Genomic DNA, 18,837 nt, shown 5'->3' on the forward strand with positions numbered 1-18,837 from the left:
CTACCGTTCGCTGACCGCCGCTGACCGCAGGGCGTGGCCGCGCGCGTACGCCGTTTTGTACGCCGCCGGGGACAGCTGCGACCTGGCCCTTTCCCGGACCCGTACGACATCGACGTCACCGGCGAGCGAGGCCCCGCGCAGCGCTTCGGCCGCGCCGAGCAGTTCGGCGGCGCCCTCGGGGGCGGCCACCTCGGCCCAGGCCTCCGCCACATCGGCGAGCGCGATGTCCTCGGGCTGCTCCACCGCGAGGTCCCGGGCCTGCCCGAACCAGTCGCGGGCCTCCTCCGGGCGGCCGTCCGCCGCCGCGGTGCGGCCGAGCCCGATGAAGATCCGCAGAGTCTCGCCGACGCTGAACCAGGTCGCCGCGCACACTTCGAGCGCCGCTTCGTAGTGCTCACGCGCGCGTGGCGTGTCACCGGCGAGACGGGCCGCGTCGCCAAGACCGCGCAGGGCGCCCGCGATCTTGTCGGGGACACCGGCGCCCCGGGCGAGGTCGGCGGAGCGCGTGAACAGCTCGACCGCCTCGGCCGGCCGGCCCGCGTGCAGCTGGATCGCCGCCCTGCGCAGCAGCAGATCGGCGGTCTCCTCGGGCGCCGCCAGTTCCCGCACGAGTACGAGCGCCTCGTCGACCAGCGCCAGCGCGCGCCCGGTGTCCCCCAGCCAGTGCGCGAACATCGCCAGCGGATCGAGGCAGTTGGCCGCGCCCCAGCGATCACCGGTCGCGCGAAAGCCGTCCAGAGCGTCGGCGAACGCGGTCTCCGACTCCGGTGGCCGCCCGGCGAACAGCTCCTGGAACCCCTCGCCCATGCGGTACATCGCCACGGTCCACGGATCGTCGCGCCGCAGCCTGCGCACCCACTCCTCGTTGCCGCGCTGCGGCCCGCTCGCCAGCGACCACAGAACGAGCGTGAACGGCAGCCGCAGCGTCAGGCCCGGGGTGGCCATGAGGGCGTCCACCCGCTCGATCAGAGCGGGTTCACCGGGATCCCCCTGACCGGTGAGGGTGTTGAGCACACAAATGACGTACTCCTCGATGAGCCCTTCGGGCGCCTGCGGGCCCACCGCGGCCAGCAGTTCGACGGCCAGCGGTACCAGCTCGCCCTGCCGGCCGCGCAGGCGTACGTACCAGGAAATCCTGGCCAGCAGACGCAGCGCGGTGGACCGGTCGCCGTGGCGCAGCGCCGCGAGGAGATTGGCGTGCTCGGCGTCCAGCCCTGCCAGCCAGGCGAGCTGAGCCGCGCCGCGCAGGAAGGGCTCGGCGGTCTCGGCCAGTTCCAGGAAGTACGCGGCGTGCGCCGCGGGCAGCGCGGTCTCCTCCCCGGCCAGCCGCTCCGCGCAGAAGGCCCGGATGGTGTCCAGCATCCGGTAGCGCCCGTCCGCCACCTCCACGAAGGACTTCTCGACGAGCGAGGCCAGCACGTCCTCGGCGCCCGCGACACCGCAGACCTGCTCGACCGCGTCCAGCGTCGCGCCCCCGCGGAACACCGTCAGCCGCGGCGCCAGCAGCCGCTCCTCGTCGTCGAGCAGCTCCCAGCTCCACTCCACGACCGCGCGCAGGGTCCGGTGGCGCGGCGCCTTGGTGCGGTCCCCGCGCGACAGCAGCCGGAAGCGGTCGTCGAGACGGGCCGCGATCTCGCCGAGCGTGAGGGTACGCAGCCGGGCCGCCGCCAGTTCGATGGCCAGCGGCAGCCCGTCCAGCGCCGCACAGATGTGCTCCACGCGCGCGTGCTCCTCGCGGCTGCCGCCCTCACCGAAGCCGGGGTGTACGGCCGCCGCCCGGTCGGTGAACAGGGCGACGGCTCCGTCGGGTGCGAGCGGCGGCAGCGGGCACAGGGCCTCACCGGTGATGCCCAGCGCCTCACGGCTCGTCGCCAGCACCCGTACGCCCGGACAGGCCCCGAGCAGCAGCCCCGCGAGCCGGGCCGCGCCCTCGACGAGATGCTCACAGTTGTCGAGGAGAAATAGCAGCTCACGCCCTTCGAGCGCGGCCAGCAGCCGCTCGGTGGCATCACCGGCCCTGTCCTGGAAGCCGCTCTCGCGCACCCCCAGCGCACCCAGCACGGCGTACGGCAGCTGCGCCGCGTCGGCGAGCGGCGCCAGCTCGACGTAACAGACCGCCCCCGCCCGGCGCCCGGCCGCCTCGACCGCCAGCCGCGTCTTGCCGGCCCCGCCGGGCCCGGTCAGCGTCACCAGCCGCCCGGCCGAAAGCAGCGAGCCGATCCGTTCCAGCTCCCGTGTACGGCCCACGAAGCTGGTGAGCTGCGCGGGGACGCCATGGGCCGCCGCCCGCGGCGGAGCCTGGCCGCGCAGCAGCTCCAGGTGGAGCGCGGCCAGCTCGGGGGAGGGGTCGGCGCCCAGCTCGTCGGAGAGCGTGCGGCGGGCATCCTCGTACACGGTCAGGGCCTCGGCCGGGCGTCCTGCCGCGTGCAGGGCCCGCATCAGCTGCCCGTACGACCGCTCCCGCAACGGGTGTACGGCGATGAGCCCGCGCAGCTCGGGCACCAGCTCGGAGCCGCTGCCCAGCGCGAGATCCGCCTCCGTGCGGTCCTGCACCGCGGCCAGCCGCAGCTCGTCGAGCCGGACCGCCTGCGCCTCGGCGAACGGCACGGAGGCCAGATCCGCCAGGGCGGGGCCCCGCCACAGCCCGAGCGCCTCGCGCAGCAGCTCGGCCGCCCGCCGGTGATCGCCCGCGGTCAGGGCCCGGTGTCCCTCGCGGGAGAGCCGTTCGAAGCGGTGGACGTCGACGTCCTCGGGGTCCGCGACCAGGCGGTATCCGGCGGGCAGCGACTCGACGCGTACCCCGAGACGCTTGCGCAGCCGGGACACCTGGGACTGGAGCGCGTTGGCGGCACCGGCCGGCGGCTCGCCCCCGTACAGACCGTCGATCAGCCGGTCGGTGCCCACCACGCGGCCCACGTCGAGCAGCAGCAAGGCGAGGAGGGCGCGCGGGCGTGGGCCGCCAGCATCGAGCACGGCGTCCCCGCCGTCCCCACCTTCGCTGTCCGCGTCGTCGTCGGAACGTATGTCGAAAGGACCCAGGATTCCGAAGCGCACCCGCCGATTCTGGCAGCTCACAGGGGGCGCAGGGGGAAGTGGGCAGAAAAAACCGGCCCATCACAAGGATGGACCGGTTCTTAAGCAACCAGCTAGGTGGCCGCGCTTGGCGTTACGTCAGCGCGAGACCTTGCCGGCCTTGATGCACGAAGTGCAGACGTTGAGCCGCTTCGGCGTCCGACCGACCACTGCACGCACGCGCTGGATGTTGGGATTCCAGCGACGAGACGTACGGCGGTGCGAGTGCGAAATACTATTGCCGAAGCCCGGCCCCTTGCCGCAGACGTCGCAGTTGGCAGCCACGGGTCACTCCAAAGACTTCAGGTGCTCTTACAATGGATCCCGGCATGCCGGGATCGAAGATTCGAGTGGCGTAGCCGGGGGAAAGTCCCGATTCTCATCGGGCAACCGGAGCAGCATACATCGGCTGCTCCCGTACAACGAAACTACCATGGCTGCCGCTGCCCCCGCCCCGGCCCCCGGCCCTGACCGGGCTCGTTGCGGGTCTACCCTGCGGTGCAACCGCTCTCAAGGAGGACGCCAGGTGCCGCAGAACCTCGACGCCGTCGCGGTGCGCACCTGGTGCTCACTGGCGCTGGAAGCCCTGGGCAGGGCCCGCGAGGAGATCGACGCGATCAATGTCTATCCGGTCGCGGACGGAGACACCGGCACAAATCTCTACCTGACGGTGGAATCCGCGGCCCAGGCGGTGGAAGCGGTCTTCACCGCGCACGAGACGGTCACCGGCGCCACCTCGGTCCCCGCCCTCGCCGACACGATGCGGGCGATGGCCCATGGCGCGCTGATCGGGGCGCGGGGCAATTCGGGGACCATCCTGGCGCAGCTGCTGCGCGGCATGGAACAGGTGCTGTCCGAAGAGGTCCCCGCCGAAGGGGCGCCGGTCATGAGGGCCGACGTGCTGCGCCGCGCACTGCGCAGGGCCTCCGAAGCGGCCTACCAGGCGGTCGCGCACCCCGTGGAGGGCACCGTCCTGACCGTGGCCGCAGCCGCGGCCACCGCCGGGGAGAGCGCCGTGGGCGGCACGGCCCAGGTGGCGCGCGCGGCGTACGAAGGGGCGCGCCAGGCGCTGGACGCGACCCCCGGGCAGCTGGCCGTGCTGAGCCGCGCGGGCGTCGTGGACGCGGGCGGCCAGGGACTGGTGACCCTGCTCGGCGCCCTTGTCGAAGTGGTCTCGGGCGAGGCAGTCACCGCGCGCAAGCAGCCGGCGCACGCGCTCGTGGCCGACGGCTGTCACACGGACCCGGCCGACCCCTCGGACTTCCCGGCGGACGGCGGCCCGGCCTTCGAAGTGCTCTACCTCCTGGAGGCGGACGACACGGCGGTCGCCCGGCTGCGGACCCGGCTCGACGCACTCGGCGACTCCCTGGTGGTTGTCGGCGGCGACGGCCTGTGGAACGTCCATGTGCACGTGGACGACGCGGGCGCCGCCGTGGAGGCGGGCGTGGATGCGGGCCGCCCGTACCGCATCCGCATCACGCACTTCGCCGCCGACCGGGCGGCCCCGCCCCGCGAGCGCGCCCAGCGTGCGGTCGTCGCGGTGGTCCCGGGCGAGGGGCTCGCCGACCTGTGCGCCCAGGCCGGCGCGACCACGGTCCTCGCGCGCCCCGGGGAGCCGCCCGCGAGCGGCGAGCTGGCGGAGGCGATCCGGCGGGCTCACGCGCGCGAGGTGGTCCTGCTGCCGAACGACGCGGACCTGCGCCACACCGCGGCGGCCGCCGCCGAGCAGGTCCGTACCGAAGGCGTACGGGTCGCCCTCATCCCCACCCGGGCCGCGGTCCAGGGCATCGCGGCCCTCGCCGTCCATGAGCCCGACCGCCGCTTCGACGAGGACGTCGTGGCGATGACATCGGCGGCCGGCGCCACCCGCTACGGCGAAGTGGCCGTGGCCGAACGGCAGTCCTGGACGATGGCGGGCATCTGCCAGGCCGGCGATGTGCTGGGCCTGATCGACGGCGACGTGGTCGTCATCGGCGCCGACCTGACCACGACGGCCCGCGCGGTGCTCGACCGGATGCTGGCGGCGGGCGGCGAGATGGTCACCCTGATCCTCGGCGAAGCGAGCCGGCCCGACCTCGCCGAGCAGCTGGAAGCCCACGTACGCGAATCCCACCTGGCCGTCGACACCGTGACGTACGAGGGCGGCAGGCACTCGTCGCCGCTCCTGATCGGCGTCGAATAGCTCCGGAGGAAGCCGCCACGGCAGCAACTCCCGGCGCGTTCCCGCGAGGGGGCGTGGCCCGTTGTCAGTGGAGTGGTGTGCAATGGATCGCGTGCCCGCGCTCGACGAACCACTCAAGAAGACGCTCGGCGGCACCACCGCGAAGGTGATGGCCGAGCACCTCGACCTGCACACGGTCGGTGACCTGCTGCACCACTACCCGCGGCGGTACGCCGAGCGCGGCGAGCTGACCCAGCTCGCCGACCTCCCGCTCGACGAGCACGCCACCGTGCTCGCCCAGGTCGCCGACGCCCGCGTCCTGCGGTTCAACAACGGCAAGGGCCAGCGGCTGGAGGTGACCCTCACCGACGGCAGCGGACGGCTCCAGCTGGTCTTCTTCGGCAGGTCGATCTACCACCACCAGAAGGAGCTGCTGCCCGGCCGCCGCGGCATGTTCTCCGGCAAGGTCGGCATATTCCGCAAGATCCGCCAGCTCTCCCACCCGGCGTACGAAATGCTCGGCAAGGACAGCGAGGACGACGCCGCCGAGGTCTGGGCGAACCAGCTGATCCCGCTCTACCCGGCCTGCGCCCAGATGGAGTCCTGGAAGATCGCCAAGACGGTCGACCTGGTCCTGGACTCGATGGAGGCCACCGGCTGGCAGGAGGTCGGCGACCCGCTGCCGCCCGCGCTCCGCGAGGGACGCGGACTGACCGGGCTGCCCGACGCCTTCCGCAAGGTCCACCGCCCGCGCACCAAGGCGGACATCGCCGAGGCACGGGACCGCCTCAAGTGGGACGAGGCGTTCGTCCTTCAGGTCGCCCTCGCACGCCGTCGCCTCGCCGAGCACCAACTGCCCGCCGTGGCCCGCACCCCCACGCCCGGCGGCCTTCTCGACGCCTTCGACGCCAAGCTGCCCTTCACCCTCACCGAGGGCCAGCTCACCGTCACGAAGGAGATCTTCGACGATCTCGCCACCGAGCACCCCATGCACCGGCTGCTCCAGGGCGAAGTCGGATCCGGGAAGACGATGGTGGCGCTGCGCGCGATGCTCACGGTGGTCGACGCGGGCGGCCAGGCCGCGATGCTCGCGCCCACCGAGGTGCTCGCCCAGCAGCACCACCGCTCCATCACCGAGATGATGGGCGAGCTCGCCGAGGGCGGCATGCTCGGCGGCGCGGAGCTCGGCACGAAAGTGGTGCTGCTCACCGGCTCCATGGGGGTGCCCGCCCGCCGCCGGGCCCTCCTCGACCTGGTCACGGGCGAGGCGGGCATCGTGATCGGCACCCACGCGCTGATCGAGGACAAGGTGCAGTTCCAGGATCTGGGCCTGGTCGTGGTCGACGAGCAGCACCGGTTCGGGGTCGAGCAGCGCGACGCCCTGCGCTCCAAGGGCAAGCAGCCACCGCACCTGCTGGTGATGACGGCGACACCCATCCCGCGCACGGTCGCGATGACGGTCTTCGGCGATCTGGAGACCTCGGTCCTCGACCAGCTCCCGGCCGGCCGGCTGCCGATCGCCAGCCATGTCGTACCGGCCAAGGACAAGCCGCACTTCCTCGCCCGCGCCTGGGAACGGGTGCGCGAGGAAGTGGAGAACGGCCACCAGGCGTACGTCGTCTGCCCCCGCATCGGCGACGGTGACGACGACCCCAAGGCCGCCCAGAAGAAGTCCGCCGACGAGGACCCCGAGAAGCGGCCGCCGCTCGCGGTCATGGAGATCGCCGAGCAGATCGCCGCCGGTCCGCTGAAGGGCCTGCGCATCGAAGTCCTGCACGGGCGGATGCCGCCCGACGACAAGGACGACGTGATGCGCCGCTTCTCGGCCGGCGAGGTGGACGTCCTGGTCGCCACCACCGTCATCGAGGTCGGCGTCAATGTCCCCAACGCCACCGCCATGGTGATCATGGACGCCGACCGCTTCGGCGTATCGCAGCTGCATCAGCTGCGCGGCCGGGTCGGCCGCGGCTCGGCCGCCGGGCTGTGCCTGCTGGTCAGCGAGATGCACGAGGCGAGCCCGGCCCGCGCCCGCCTCGCCGCCGTGGCCGCCACCCTCGACGGCTTCGAGCTCTCCCGCATCGACCTCGAACAGCGGCGCGAGGGCGATGTGCTCGGCCGGGCCCAGTCCGGAGTCAGGTCCTCGCTGCGGATGCTCACCGTCATCGACGACGAGGAGGTCATCGCGGCGGCCCGCGAGGAGGCCGTCCTGGTGGTCGCCGACGACCCCGACCTCGAACGGTTCCCCGAGCTGCGCACGGCCCTGGACGCACTCCTGGACGAGGAGCGTGAGCAGTACCTCGACAAGGGGTGAGCAAGGGACGGGCAGGGGACGAGCCGAGGGGTGAGCAAGGGACGGGCCAGGGGGATGAGCGAGGGATGACGGGCGGCTCACAGCTGAGGGTGGTCCCGGGTCACCGGTCCCGGCCGGGACCGATCCGGACCGACGCCATATCGTGGGAGGAAGTCAGCCCCTCCACCCACGACACCCGATCCGAGGCCCGACACTCATGACCCGCGTGATCGCCGGCACAGCCGGCGGACGCCGCCTGGCCGTTCCGCCGGGCAACGGCACCCGTCCCACATCCGACCGTGCGCGCGAGGGCATGTTCTCCACCTGGGAGTCGCTCCTCGGCTCACTGGCCGGCACCAGGATCGTCGACCTGTACGCGGGCTCGGGCGCCATCGGCCTGGAGGCGCTCTCCCGCGGCGCCGTGCACGCCCTGCTGGTCGAGGCGGACAGCACCTCCGTCCGCACGGTCCGGGAGAACGTCCGGACGCTGGGTCTGCCCGGCGCCGAGGTCAGGGCGGGCACAGCGGAGCAGATCGTGACAGGTGCGGCGCCGGAGATCCCGTACGACGTGGTGTTCCTGGACCCGCCGTTCGCCGTCACCGACGACGATCTTCGCGAGATCCTGCTCACACTCCGCACCCGGGGGTGGCTCACGGACGATGCCCTCGCCACCGTGGAGCGCAGCACCAGAGGCGGAGAGTTCAAGTGGCCCAGGGGATTCGAGCCACTGCGGGCCCGTCGCTACGGCGAGGCGACGTTTTGGTACGGTCGCGCCGCCGCTGCGTGCGAAGACGCACGATGACCGGACCGGAGAGCGAGGGAGTACAGATGCGCCGCGCCGTCTGTCCCGGGTCATTCGACCCGATCACCAATGGACATCTCGACATCATTGGCCGCGCCTCCAAGCTGTACGACGTCGTACACGTGGCGGTGATGATCAATCAGGGCAAGAAGAGCCTGTTCACCGTCGAGGAGCGGATCGATCTGATCCGGCAGGTCACCGTCGACTACGGCAACGTCGAGGTGGAGTCCCATCACGGACTGCTCGTCGACTTCTGCAAGCAGCGCGACATCCCGGCCATCGTCAAGGGCCTGCGCGCGGTCAGCGACTTCGACTACGAGCTGCAGATGGCCCAGATGAACAACGGGCTCTCGGGCGTCGAGACGCTGTTCGTCCCGACCAACCCCACCTACAGCTTCCTCTCCTCCTCACTGGTCAAGGAGGTCGCGGCCTGGGGCGGCGACGTCTCCCACCTGCTTCCCGAGGTGGTCCATGAGGCCCTCACCGAACGCCTCGGCCAGAAGTGACCCACTGACGGCCCGTCACCCGGTGTCGGTCGGACGCCGACTGGCCGTACAGTCGTCCCGTCCGTCTCCAGGCAGGCGTTCCGCGCCGCTGCGAGAAGACCCCCGGACCCCCGGCCGAAAGAACAGGTGGCGAGCTCGCGGTGGACGTGCAGAAGAAGCTCGATGAGATTGTCGAGGCGATCGGCAGCGCCCGGTCCATGCCCATGTCGGCCTCGTGCGTGGTCAACCGCGCCGACCTGCTCTCGATGCTCGAAGAGGTGCGCGACGCCCTGCCGGGCTCGCTCGCGCAGGCCCAGGAGCTGATCGGCGGCCGGGAGCAGCTCGCCGAGCAGGCTCGCCAGGAGGCCGAGCGGATCATCGAATCCGCGCACGCCCAGCGCGGCTCCCTGATCTCCGACACCGAGGTCGCCCTGCGCTCCCAGGACGAGGCGGACCGGATCCTCACCGATGCGCGCCGCGAGGCCGACGAGATCCGGGTCGAGGCCGACGAGTACGTCGACTCCAAGCTCGCGAACTTCGAGGTCGTCCTCACCAAGACCCTCGGCTCCGTCGACCGCGGCCGCGAGAAGCTGCTCGGCCGGGGCCCCGGGCTCGACGAGCAGGGCTACCCCGACGAGGAGGCCCCGGAGCGCAGCCACGATCCGGAGACCCTGCGGCAGCGCGCGGACGAGTACGTCGACACCAAGATCGGCGCGTTCCAGGCCGTCCTGTCCAAGACCCTTGAGGCGGTCGGCCGCGGCCGGCAGAAGTTGCACGGACAGGTGGCATCGGACGAGCTCGGCCTGCACATGGCGGCCCAGGACGATGCGGGGCCGCAGCACAGCAGCGACTCCGACTTCCTGGCGGACCTCGCCGAGCCGCAGGCCGCGCACGCGGTCCCGCAGCAGGCGCACGCCCCCGCGCCGCCGCGGGAGCAGCCGCAGGTCCCCGCGCAGCAGCCGTACGACCCGTACGGGTACCAGCAGCAGCCCCAGGACCCCTACGCGTACCAGCGGCAGCCGCAGGACCCGTACGCGTACCAGCAGCAGGATCCCTACGCGTACCAGCAGCAGGGCTACGACCAGGTGTACGAGCAGCAGGGCTACGGACAGCAGGGCTACGAGCAGCCGCAGGCCGCGGAGCACCAGCAGCCTCAGCAGCCCCGGAGCTCGCTCGACGAGACCAGCCTGTTCGACACGAGCGTGATCAACCTCGATCAGCTCCGCGAGTACGATCAGGGGCGCTAGGGGGCGTCCGGCACCGGATTGGGTCCTGGCGGAAGCGTCCAGTATCCTGGTTGTTCGGTCGCGAGTACGTCCGCGATCCCGGCTGCCCGAATCGTGTTCCGCGGCATGGCAGCCCACCACCGCGATCCGAAAGCAGGACACCCCTGAACGCCCGCCTTGACCACCGCAACCCTCTCGTGTTCGACACACACGAGCTGGGCCGGCGTCCCGGTGCGCTCCAGCGGCTGACCCGCTCGGTAGCAGCCCCCAAGGACTTCGGTATCGAAGGGGTGATCGGTGTGCCCGAGGGCGCACCGATCAATCTCAAGCTCCGCCTCGAATCCGTCATGGACGGGGTGCTTGTCACAGGCACCTCCCGTGCAACGGCCGTGGGGGAGTGCGTAAGGTGTCTGGAGCCGCTGGAGCTCAGGGTTGCAGCGGATTACCAGGAAATGTTCTCGTACCCTGACGCCGACGACCGTGGCCGCTCGAAAAAAGCGGAACCGGCCGACGACGCCGAGGACGACGAGGACACGCTTCACCTCGAGGACGGCTTGTTCGACCTCGAGTCCGTGCTGCGTGATGCGGTAGTGCTCGCACTGCCGATGCAGCCGGTGTGCCGGGAGGAATGTGCCGGCCTGTGTTCCCAGTGCGGAATCAGGCTGGACGAGAATCCCGATCACAACCATGACGCCGTCGACATCCGTTGGGCGGCACTGCAAGGACTCGCTGGGACCATCCAGGACGGCGAGAAGGACAACATTGGCGGCGCCGCCGAGTCGGGCGTCGACGAGAAGCAGGAGAAGTAGCCGTGGCTGTTCCGAAGCGGAAGATGTCGCGCAGCAACACGCGCCACCGCCGGTCGCAGTGGAAGGCTGCGGTCCCCACCCTGGTTTCGTGTGAGCGTTGCCAGGAGCCGAAGCTTCAGCACATTGCGTGCCCGAGCTGCGGCACTTATAACAAGCGCCAGGTCCTCGAGGTCTGAGCGGCTGTTGAGAGGCACCGTGTCTAGCCACAAAACGGCGGATGACGCCAAGGCGGAAAACGCCAAGAAGCCGGCGGAGAACACGGCCTCGTCCCACACGCTTCTGGAAGGGCGGCTCGGCTATCAGCTCGAGTCCGCCCTTCTGGTGCGTGCGCTGACCCACCGTTCGTACGCGTACGAGAATGGCGGTCTGCCCACCAATGAGCGACTGGAGTTCCTCGGGGACTCCGTGCTCGGTCTGGTGGTCACGGACACGCTGTACCGGACCCATCCCGACCTGCCGGAAGGCCAACTGGCCAAACTGCGGGCCGCTGTGGTCAATTCTCGTGCGCTTGCTGAGGTGGGCCGCGGCCTGGAACTCGGCTCCTTCATCCGGCTCGGCCGGGGCGAAGAGGGCACGGGCGGCAGGGACAAGGCATCCATCCTGGCCGACACCCTTGAAGCGGTGATCGGCGCGGTCTATCTCGATCAAGGTCTGGGCACGGCATCGCAACTGGTGCACCGGCTCTTTGATCCACTGATCGAGAAGTCTTCGAGCCTGGGCGCCGGCCTGGACTGGAAGACGAGTCTCCAAGAACTGACTGCGACCGAAGGGCTCGGTGTTCCCGAGTACCTGGTCACGGAGACCGGACCGGACCACGAAAAAACCTTCACCGCTGCTGCCCGCGTCGGTGGTGTCTCGTACGGCACCGGCACCGGCCGCAGCAAGAAGGAAGCGGAACAGCAGGCGGCGGAGTCCGCGTGGCGCGCGATCAGCGCGGACGCGGACGAGCGCGCGGAGGCGGCCAAGGCCGCTCCCGTGGCGACGACGACCGACGACACAGAGTCGTCTGCCCCGGCCACTGCCTGAGTTCCGAGGCCTTTGACCCAGGTGCCCCCGACCGGATTCCGGTCGGGGGCACCTGGGCACCCACCCCAGGCCGTTCAGCTCCGTCGGCCGCCCTCCCGGAGGAGACCCGTGCCCGAGCTTCCCGAGGTCGAAGTCGTACGCCGCGGGCTGGAACGCTGGGTCACCGGCAGGACCGTCTCCGAGGTGCAGGTCCTGCACCCGCGTGCCGTACGCCGTCATCTCGCGGGCGGCCAGGACTTCGCCACCCGCCTCGAAGGCCACCGCGTCGGCGCCGCGCGCCGACGCGGCAAGTACCTCTGGCTGCCGCTGGAGGACACCGACTCGTCGATCCTCGGCCACCTCGGGATGAGCGGCCAGCTGCTCGTGCAGCCGCAGGGCGCGACGGACGAGAAGCACCTGCGGATCCGTGTCCGCTTCGACGACGCCCTGGACACCGAGCTGCGCTTCGTCGACCAGCGCACCTTCGGCGGGCTGTCGTTGCACGACAACACCCCCGACGGCCTGCCCGACGTCATCGCGCACATCGCACGCGACCCACTGGACCCGGCGTTCGACGAGGCGGCGTTCCATACGGCGATGCGCCTGCGCCGTACGACCGTCAAGCGCGCACTCCTCGACCAGTCGCTGATCAGCGGCGTCGGCAACATCTACGCGGACGAGGCGCTGTGGCGCGCGCGGCTGCACTACGAGCGCCCCACCGCGACCCTCACCCGCCCCCTGTCGACCGAGCTCCTCGGTCATGTGCGGGACGTGATGAACGCGGCCCTCGCCGTCGGTGGAACCAGTTTCGACAGTCTCTACGTCAATGTGAACGGCGAGTCCGGTTACTTCGACCGGTCGCTGGACGCGTACGGGCGCGAGGACGAGCCCTGCCGCCGCTGCGGTACGGCGATGCGCCGGCGCCCCTGGATGAACCGCTCCAGCTACTTCTGCCCCCGCTGTCAGCGTCCGCCGCGCGCGAGCGCCGTCAGGATCTGAGCGCCGCCGACCGGTGAGTGCATCCTGCATTCAGTGGCCAGTACACAAAAGCAAATGCCCCCGTCGCGTTCGACGAGGGCATTTCTGCTGACGCGCGGGGCGATCAGCAGGCGCTCATCAGGGGATCAGAAGCCGAAGTCCTGAGTCCACCAGGGGCCGCCGCCGGCGATATGTACGCCGACGCCCAGGGTCTTGTAGTCGCAGTTCAATATGTTCGCGCGGTGGCCTTCGCTCTTCATCCAGGCATCCATCACCGACCGGGCGTCGGCCTGGCCGCGGGCGATGTTCTCGCCGCCCAGATCGTCGATGCCCGCCTTGTCGGCGCGGTCCCAGGGGGTCGCCCCGTCCGGGTCGGTGTGGTCGAAGAAGCCGCGGGCGGCCATGTCCTGGCTGAAGTCCCCGGCGAGCTTGGCCAGCAGCTGGTTGGGCCGTACCGGGGTGCAGCCGGCCTTCGACCGCTCCTGGTTCACCAGGGTCAGCACGGCGGCCTCGGCGGTCGACGCCGCTCCGGAGCCGACGCCCTTCCCGGCCTTGTCGCCGCTCTCCGTCGCCGGGGGCGTGCGGGGCGGGGCGGGCTCACTGGGGGCCGGCTCGCTGCTCTTGTCGCTCTCGCGCGCCTTGTCCTTCTGGTCGGCGGGCTTCTCCGTCTTGCTGTCCGCGACCGTCTCCCGCTCGGAAGGGGTGGTGGAGGGCTTGGGGGGCTTGGGCGACGGGGACTTCGACGGCGCGTGCGCGCGCTCGGGGCGGTCGGCGGGCGGCGACGCCCCGCCCGTGGGCTCCGCGCTGCTGCCGCCCTGCGCGTCCAGGTCGGCCGGGCCGTTGGCGCGGACCCGCTCGCCCGCGCCGCTGTCGCCGCCCAGGGAGAAGTTTTCACCGCCGGGCAGCAGCCCGGAGGCCACCGCGACGGCGCCCATGGCCACGGCCGCGGAGACGCCGAGGAGCCCGGTCCGTACGGGCGCCGCCCGCCTCTTGCGGCGTCCGCCGCCCCGGTGGCTGCCTGTCCGGCCGTCCGCGTGGTCCGCCGCGGCGGGGCCGGCGGCGGAGCGTCGATGGCGTCCCATCTGGCGTGCCTTCCTCGTGCTCGACGTAATGATCGAAGTCTTAAACATGAATCATCCGAAAGGATGAGGCTCATTGGATCGGGACTGTACGCCATGACGGGTGAGGGTGAAGTGCCTCGTGGGTAATTGGCCGGTTAGCGTGCAGGCATGAACGAAGATGTCCGGCTCACCGCTTGGGTGCGCGGCCGTGTACAGGGAGTGGGCTTCCGCTGGTTCACCAGGGCAAATGCTTTGGAGATCGGCGGCCTCACCGGCTTCGCCCTCAATCTTGACGACGGGCGGGTGCAGGTGGTCGCCGAGGGCCCGCGTGACAATTGCCACCGCCTGCTCCAGTGGCTCGGCTCGGACGACACTCCCGGCCGGGTGGACGGAGTCACCGAGATCTGGAGCACACCGCGTGGCGGATATACCGGGTTCGCGATCCGCTGAGCGAGCTTCCCTGGGGGGCATCCCCAAGCGCGTACAGGGGGGTCCCCCGGCAGCTGCCGGAGACAGAAAGGGCCTGGTGGTTGCCAAGAAAGCCCTGTCGTGGAAAGCTCCCCGAGAACGGATGATCCATCCGCCCCCAGGGCCCCGCAGTAGAGGTGGCGCCGCGCGACGCGCGGCAGCACGCCCCCGGGTCGCCCGTCGATACGGCGCGTGATCGTGTTGACCGTCAAACTTTTTGGTGAGACTCTGGAATCCCCGCGCACCTTAGCTGTTTGGCATTGAGAACGACAGAGATGACAAGCACCGCGGGTGCGATTCCCTCACGACCCACCAACGCTTCGGTCGGTCACTCAATGTGGAGGACCATCCATCATGGCAAAGGCGCTTCTCGGTTACGTCGGCGGTTCCGACCCGCGACTCCTCGCCGAGATGCGACGGCTTCAGCAGCGCGTTCAGGATCTTGAATCCGAGCTCAACCGGATTCAGGACGAGAACGACACGCTCAGCGCCGCCGCTCAGCACCGTGGAGATTCGATGCTCGACGGCATCGACATCGACGTACCCCAGGCGGAGCCTGCGCTCACCTGATCCAGGCCCGTAAAAGAGCCCGTCAGGCTGTTTGTGCAGCCGCTTGAGATCTACGTATCGAGATCTACTCAAGATCCACCAGCAAGGCATTACAAAGGGACGCTTCGGCGTCCCTTCTTTCTTTCCGCCCCGTCCGTGGCACCCTTCCCTTACCGTCTGATGTGCCCTGCACCTTAATGGGCGAAACCGACAGTGAGAGGTAGAGTCCGGCGGCGTGCATCTCAAGGCCATGACCCTCCGCGGTTTCAAATCCTTCGCATCGGCCACAACTCTGCGGTTCGAGCCAGGTATCACCTGTGTCGTCGGCCCCAATGGCTCCGGCAAGTCCAATGTGGTGGACGCGCTGTCCTGGGTCATGGGCGAACAGGGGGCCAAGTCGCTGCGCGGCGGCAAGATGGAGGACGTCATCTTCGCCGGTACCACCGGGCGCCCGGCGCTCGGCCGCGCGGAGGTCTCGCTCACCATCGACAACAGCGACGGCGCGCTGCCCATCGACTACGCCGAAGTCACCATTACGCGGATCATGTTCCGCAACGGCGGCAGCGAATATCAGATCAATGGCGATACGTGCCGACTGCTCGATATCCAGGATTTGCTCTCCGACTCCGGTATCGGGCGGGAGATGCATGTCATCGTCGGGCAGGGCCAGCTCGACTCCGTACTGCACGCCGATCCGATGGGGCGCCGCGCTTTCATCGAGGAGGCCGCCGGGGTGCTCAAGCACCGCAAGCGCAAAGAGAAGGCGCTGCGGAAGCTGGACGCGATGCAGGTCAATCTCTCGCGCGTGCAGGACCTGACCGACGAACTACGCCGCCAGCTCAAGCCGTTGGGCCGGCAGGCGGCGGTGGCGCGGCGGGCCACCGTCATCCAGGCCGACCTGCGCGACTCCCGGCTGCGGCTGCTCGCCGACGATCTGGTCAGGCTGCGCTCCGCGCTCAGCACCGAGATCGCCGACGAGGCCGCGCTCAAGGAGCGCAAGGACGCGGCCGATGCGCAGCTGAAGGCCGCGCTGGCGCGCGAGGCGGAGCTGGAGGACGAGGTACGCCGTCTCACGCCGCGGCTGCAGCGCGCGCAGCAGACCTGGTACGAGCTGTCGCAGCTGGCCGAGCGGGTACGCGGCACGATCTCGCTCGCCGACGCCAGGGTGAAGAGCGCGAGCGCGTTGCCCGAGGAGGAGCGGCGCGGGCGCGACCCCGAGGACATGGAGCGCGAGGCGGCCAGGGTCCGCGAGCAGGAGGCGGAACTGGAGGCCGCGCTGGAGTCGGCGCAGCGCGCGTTGGAGGACACCGCCGAGCACCGCGCCGAGCTGGAGCGGGAGTTGGCGGCCGAGGAGCGCAGGATCAAGGACGCGGCCCGCGCCATCGCCGACCGGCGCGAGGGGCTGGCCCGGCTCCACGGGCAGGTCAACGCGGCTCGCGGCAGGGCCGGTTCGGCCCAGGCGGAGATCGACCGGCTGGCCGCGGCGCGGGACGCGGCCCAGGACCGGGCGGGCGCGGCGCAACAGGAGTACGAGCAGCTCAAGGCCGAGGTCGACGGGCTGGACGCGGGCGACACCGAGCTGGCCGAGCAGCACGACAGCGCGAAGCAGGCCCTCGCGAACGCGGAGGCCGCGCTCACCGCCGCCAGGGAATCGGCGACCTCAGCCGAGCGCAGGCGGGCCGCCACGTCCGCCCGGCACGACGCGCTGGCGCTCGGGCTGCGCCGCAAGGACGGCACGGGGGCGCTGCTCGGCGCCCGCGACCGGCTGGCGGGCCTGGTCGGTCCGGCCGCCGAACTGCTCACGGTCGCACCGGGCTTCGAAGTCCCCGTCGCCGCGGCGCTCGGCGCGGCGGCCGACGCGATCGCGGTGACGGACCCGGCGACGGCGGCCGAAGCCATCCGCCTGCTGCGCAAGCAGGACGCGGGGCGCGCCGCGCTGCTACCGGGCGCGGTGCGCGTGTACGAGGGTGAGCCTGAAGATTTCCCGGGGGCGACCGGGACGGGCGGTGCAGGTGCGGACGGTTCCGAGGACGGCCCTGACAGTGGCCCGCCGCGGGTGGCCGACCTGGTGCGCGGCCCTGAGGGGCTGATGCGCGGTGTGCGGCGGCTGCTGCGGGACATGGTCGTCGTCGGAACGCTGGAGGACGCCGAGGACCTGATCGCGGGTCGGCCCGAGCTGACCGCCGTGACCGCCGAGGGCGATGTCCTGGGCGCGCACTTCGCCCAAGGTGGGTCCGCGGGCGCGCCGAGCCTCATCGAAGTACAGGCGTCGGTCGACGAGGCAGCCGCCGAGCTTGCGGAGCTGGCCGTGCGGTGCGAGGAGCTGGCCGGGGCGCAGCAGCGGGCGGCGGAGCGGCGTACCACGTGTGTCGCGCTCGTCGAGGAGTTGGGGGAGCGGCGCAGGGACTCAGACCGGGAGAAATCGGCGGTCGCGCAGCAACTGGGCGGCCTGGCGGGCCAGGCCCGCGGCGCCGCTGGGGAGGCGGAGCGGTCGGCCGCCGCCGCCGCGAAGGCCCAGGACGCGCTGGAGCGGGCGGCCGAGGAGGCCCAGGAGCTGGCGGAGCGCCTGTCGGTCGCGGAGGAGACCGGGGAGGGGGCCGAGGAGGAACCGGACACCTCCGTACGGGACCGGCTGGCCGCCGACGGCGCCAACGCACGCCAGACCGAGATGGAGGCCAGGCTCCAGGTCCGTACGCACGAGGAGCGGGTGAAGGCTCTCGCGGGGCGGGCGGACTCGCTGGACCGGGGGGCGCGCGCGGAGCGTGAGGCGCGGGCGCGCGCCGAGCAGCGGCGCGCCAGGCTGCGGCACGAGGCGCAGGTGGCGGCGGCCGTCGCGGCCGGCGCCCGCCAGCTCCTCGCGCATGTCGAGGTGTCGCTCGTACGGGCCGACGAGGAGCGCACCGCGGCCGAGGGCGCCAAGGCGGAGCGTGAGCGCGATCTGGTGGCGGAGCGCGGCCGGGGCCGGGACCTCAAGGGCGAGCTCGACAAGTTGACTGATTCGGTTCACCGCGGCGAGGTACTGGGGGCGGAGAAGAGGCTGCGCATCGAGCAGCTGGAGTCCAAGGCCCTGGAGGAACTCGGTATGGAGCCGGCAGGACTGGTGGCGGAATACGGGCCCGATCAGGCGGTACCGCCGTCGCCCCCCGCCGAGAACGAGGAACTGCCCGAGGATCCCCAGGACCCGCGCAATCTACCGAGGCCCTTCGACCGGGCCGAGCAGGAGAAGCGGCTCAGGGCAGCCGAACGGGCGTATCAGCAGCTCGGGAAGGTGAACCCGCTGGCTCTTGAGGAGTTCGCGGCGCTGGAGGAACGGCACAAGTTCCTCTCCGAGCAGCTTGAAGACCTGAAGAAGACACGGATCGACCTGATGCAGGTGATCAAGGAGGTCGACGAGCGGGTCGAGCAGGTGTTCAGCGAGGCGTTCCGGGACACGGCACGGGAGTTCGAAGGGGTCTTCTCGCGGCTCTTCCCGGGCGGCGAGGGACGGCTGATCCTGACAGATCCCGACAACATGCTCACCACGGGCGTGGACGTCGAGGCACGGCCGCCCGGCAAGAAGGTCAAGCGGCTGTCGCTGCTCTCCGGAGGGGAGCGTTCCCTGACGGCCATCGGGATGCTGGTGGCGATCTTCAAGGCCAGGCCGAGCCCGTTCTATGTGATGGACGAGGTCGAGGCGGCGCTCGACGACACCAATCTGCAGCGGCTGATCCGGATCATGGAGGAGCTCCAGGAGAGTTCCCAGCTGATCGTGATCACTCACCAGAAGCGGACGATGGAGGTGGCCGACGCGCTGTACGGGGTCTCCATGCAGGGGGACGGCGTCTCCAAGGTCATCAGCCAGCGGCTTCACTGAAGGCTCTTCATGACTTGAACACAACTCGCCTCAGTGTGGCGTGACTCTCGGAAAGACCCCCTTCCATCTTCGAAACTT

General features: G+C 70.9%; 15 protein-coding genes. 12 read left to right on the forward strand and 3 right to left on the reverse strand.

From position 1 onward, the window contains the following. Together QMK30_RS04230 and rpmB are read right to left on the reverse strand one after the other, a co-directional pair. Positions 1-3,054, reverse strand: coding sequence for an AfsR/SARP family transcriptional regulator (locus QMK30_RS04230; RefSeq protein ID WP_283515769.1), 3,054 nt, complete (start codon positions 3,052-3,054; stop codon positions 1-3). A gap of 117 nt (positions 3,055-3,171) precedes the next feature. After that, positions 3,172-3,357, reverse strand: a complete 186-nt coding sequence (gene rpmB / locus QMK30_RS04235; RefSeq protein WP_078877327.1) for a 50S ribosomal protein L28 — start codon at positions 3,355-3,357, stop codon at positions 3,172-3,174. A gap of 241 nt (positions 3,358-3,598) precedes the next feature. Here rpmB and QMK30_RS04240 point away from each other — a divergent pair, with 241 nt between their 5' ends. The 9 genes from QMK30_RS04240 to mutM all read left to right on the forward strand — a co-directional run bounded on the left by QMK30_RS04240 (position 3,599) and on the right by mutM (position 12,849). Beyond that, on the forward strand, positions 3,599-5,254 hold the full coding sequence (locus tag QMK30_RS04240) for a DAK2 domain-containing protein (protein ID WP_283515770.1): 1,656 nt from the start codon (positions 3,599-3,601) through the stop codon (positions 5,252-5,254). Between the two features lie 82 nt (positions 5,255-5,336). Next, positions 5,337-7,544, forward strand: coding sequence for an ATP-dependent DNA helicase RecG (gene recG / locus QMK30_RS04245; RefSeq protein WP_283515771.1), 2,208 nt, complete (start codon positions 5,337-5,339; stop codon positions 7,542-7,544). A 196-nt stretch (positions 7,545-7,740) separates the two neighbouring features. Beyond that, positions 7,741-8,325 (forward strand): 16S rRNA (guanine(966)-N(2))-methyltransferase RsmD, encoded by a 585-nt coding sequence (gene rsmD / locus QMK30_RS04250; RefSeq protein WP_283515772.1) that lies wholly within the window; start codon positions 7,741-7,743, stop codon positions 8,323-8,325. Between the two features lie 26 nt (positions 8,326-8,351). Further along, on the forward strand, positions 8,352-8,831 hold the full coding sequence (coaD, locus tag QMK30_RS04255; RefSeq protein WP_283515879.1) for a pantetheine-phosphate adenylyltransferase: 480 nt from the start codon (positions 8,352-8,354) through the stop codon (positions 8,829-8,831). A 140-nt stretch (positions 8,832-8,971) separates the two neighbouring features. After that, entirely contained in the window at positions 8,972-10,057 is a 1,086-nt protein-coding gene (locus QMK30_RS04260; RefSeq protein ID WP_283515773.1) for a F0F1 ATP synthase subunit B, read from the forward strand. 143 nt (positions 10,058-10,200) lie between these two features. Continuing rightward, the gene (locus QMK30_RS04265) at positions 10,201-10,845 is read left to right on the forward strand and encodes a YceD family protein (RefSeq protein WP_283515881.1); all 645 of its coding nucleotides are present in this window, start codon (positions 10,201-10,203) and stop codon (positions 10,843-10,845) included. Positions 10,846-10,847: 2 nt separating this feature from the next. Beyond that, positions 10,848-11,021 (forward strand): 50S ribosomal protein L32, encoded by a 174-nt coding sequence (gene rpmF / locus QMK30_RS04270; protein WP_003965982.1) that lies wholly within the window; start codon positions 10,848-10,850, stop codon positions 11,019-11,021. A gap of 7 nt (positions 11,022-11,028) precedes the next feature. Continuing rightward, positions 11,029-11,871, forward strand: coding sequence for a ribonuclease III (rnc, locus tag QMK30_RS04275; RefSeq protein WP_283515774.1), 843 nt, complete (start codon positions 11,029-11,031; stop codon positions 11,869-11,871). Between the two features lie 108 nt (positions 11,872-11,979). Next, positions 11,980-12,849, forward strand: coding sequence for a bifunctional DNA-formamidopyrimidine glycosylase/DNA-(apurinic or apyrimidinic site) lyase (mutM, locus tag QMK30_RS04280; protein ID WP_283515775.1), 870 nt, complete (start codon positions 11,980-11,982; stop codon positions 12,847-12,849). Between the two features lie 125 nt (positions 12,850-12,974). Here the strand turns inward: mutM and QMK30_RS04285 are convergent, their stop codons facing one another. Continuing rightward, the gene (locus QMK30_RS04285; protein ID WP_283515776.1) at positions 12,975-13,910 is read right to left on the reverse strand and encodes a CAP domain-containing protein; all 936 of its coding nucleotides are present in this window, start codon (positions 13,908-13,910) and stop codon (positions 12,975-12,977) included. 147 nt (positions 13,911-14,057) lie between these two features. On the opposite strand from QMK30_RS04285, the gene QMK30_RS04290 reads away from it, so the two are divergent. The 3 genes from QMK30_RS04290 to smc all read left to right on the forward strand — a co-directional run bounded on the left by QMK30_RS04290 (position 14,058) and on the right by smc (position 18,759). Continuing rightward, positions 14,058-14,339: an acylphosphatase gene (locus QMK30_RS04290; RefSeq protein WP_283515777.1), complete on the forward strand. Its 282-nt coding sequence runs from the start codon at positions 14,058-14,060 to the stop codon at positions 14,337-14,339. A gap of 372 nt (positions 14,340-14,711) precedes the next feature. Then, complete coding sequence (locus tag QMK30_RS04295; RefSeq protein WP_283515778.1) at positions 14,712-14,927, forward strand: hypothetical protein; 216 nt, start codon at positions 14,712-14,714, stop codon at positions 14,925-14,927. A 214-nt stretch (positions 14,928-15,141) separates the two neighbouring features. Further along, entirely contained in the window at positions 15,142-18,759 is a 3,618-nt protein-coding gene (gene smc, locus QMK30_RS04300) for a chromosome segregation protein SMC (protein ID WP_283515779.1), read from the forward strand. The last annotated feature ends 78 nt before the right edge of the window (positions 18,760-18,837 follow it).

It is taken from the genome of Streptomyces sp. H27-C3, from assembly GCF_030063415.1.
GTDB lineage: Bacteria > Actinomycetota > Actinomycetes > Streptomycetales > Streptomycetaceae > Streptomyces.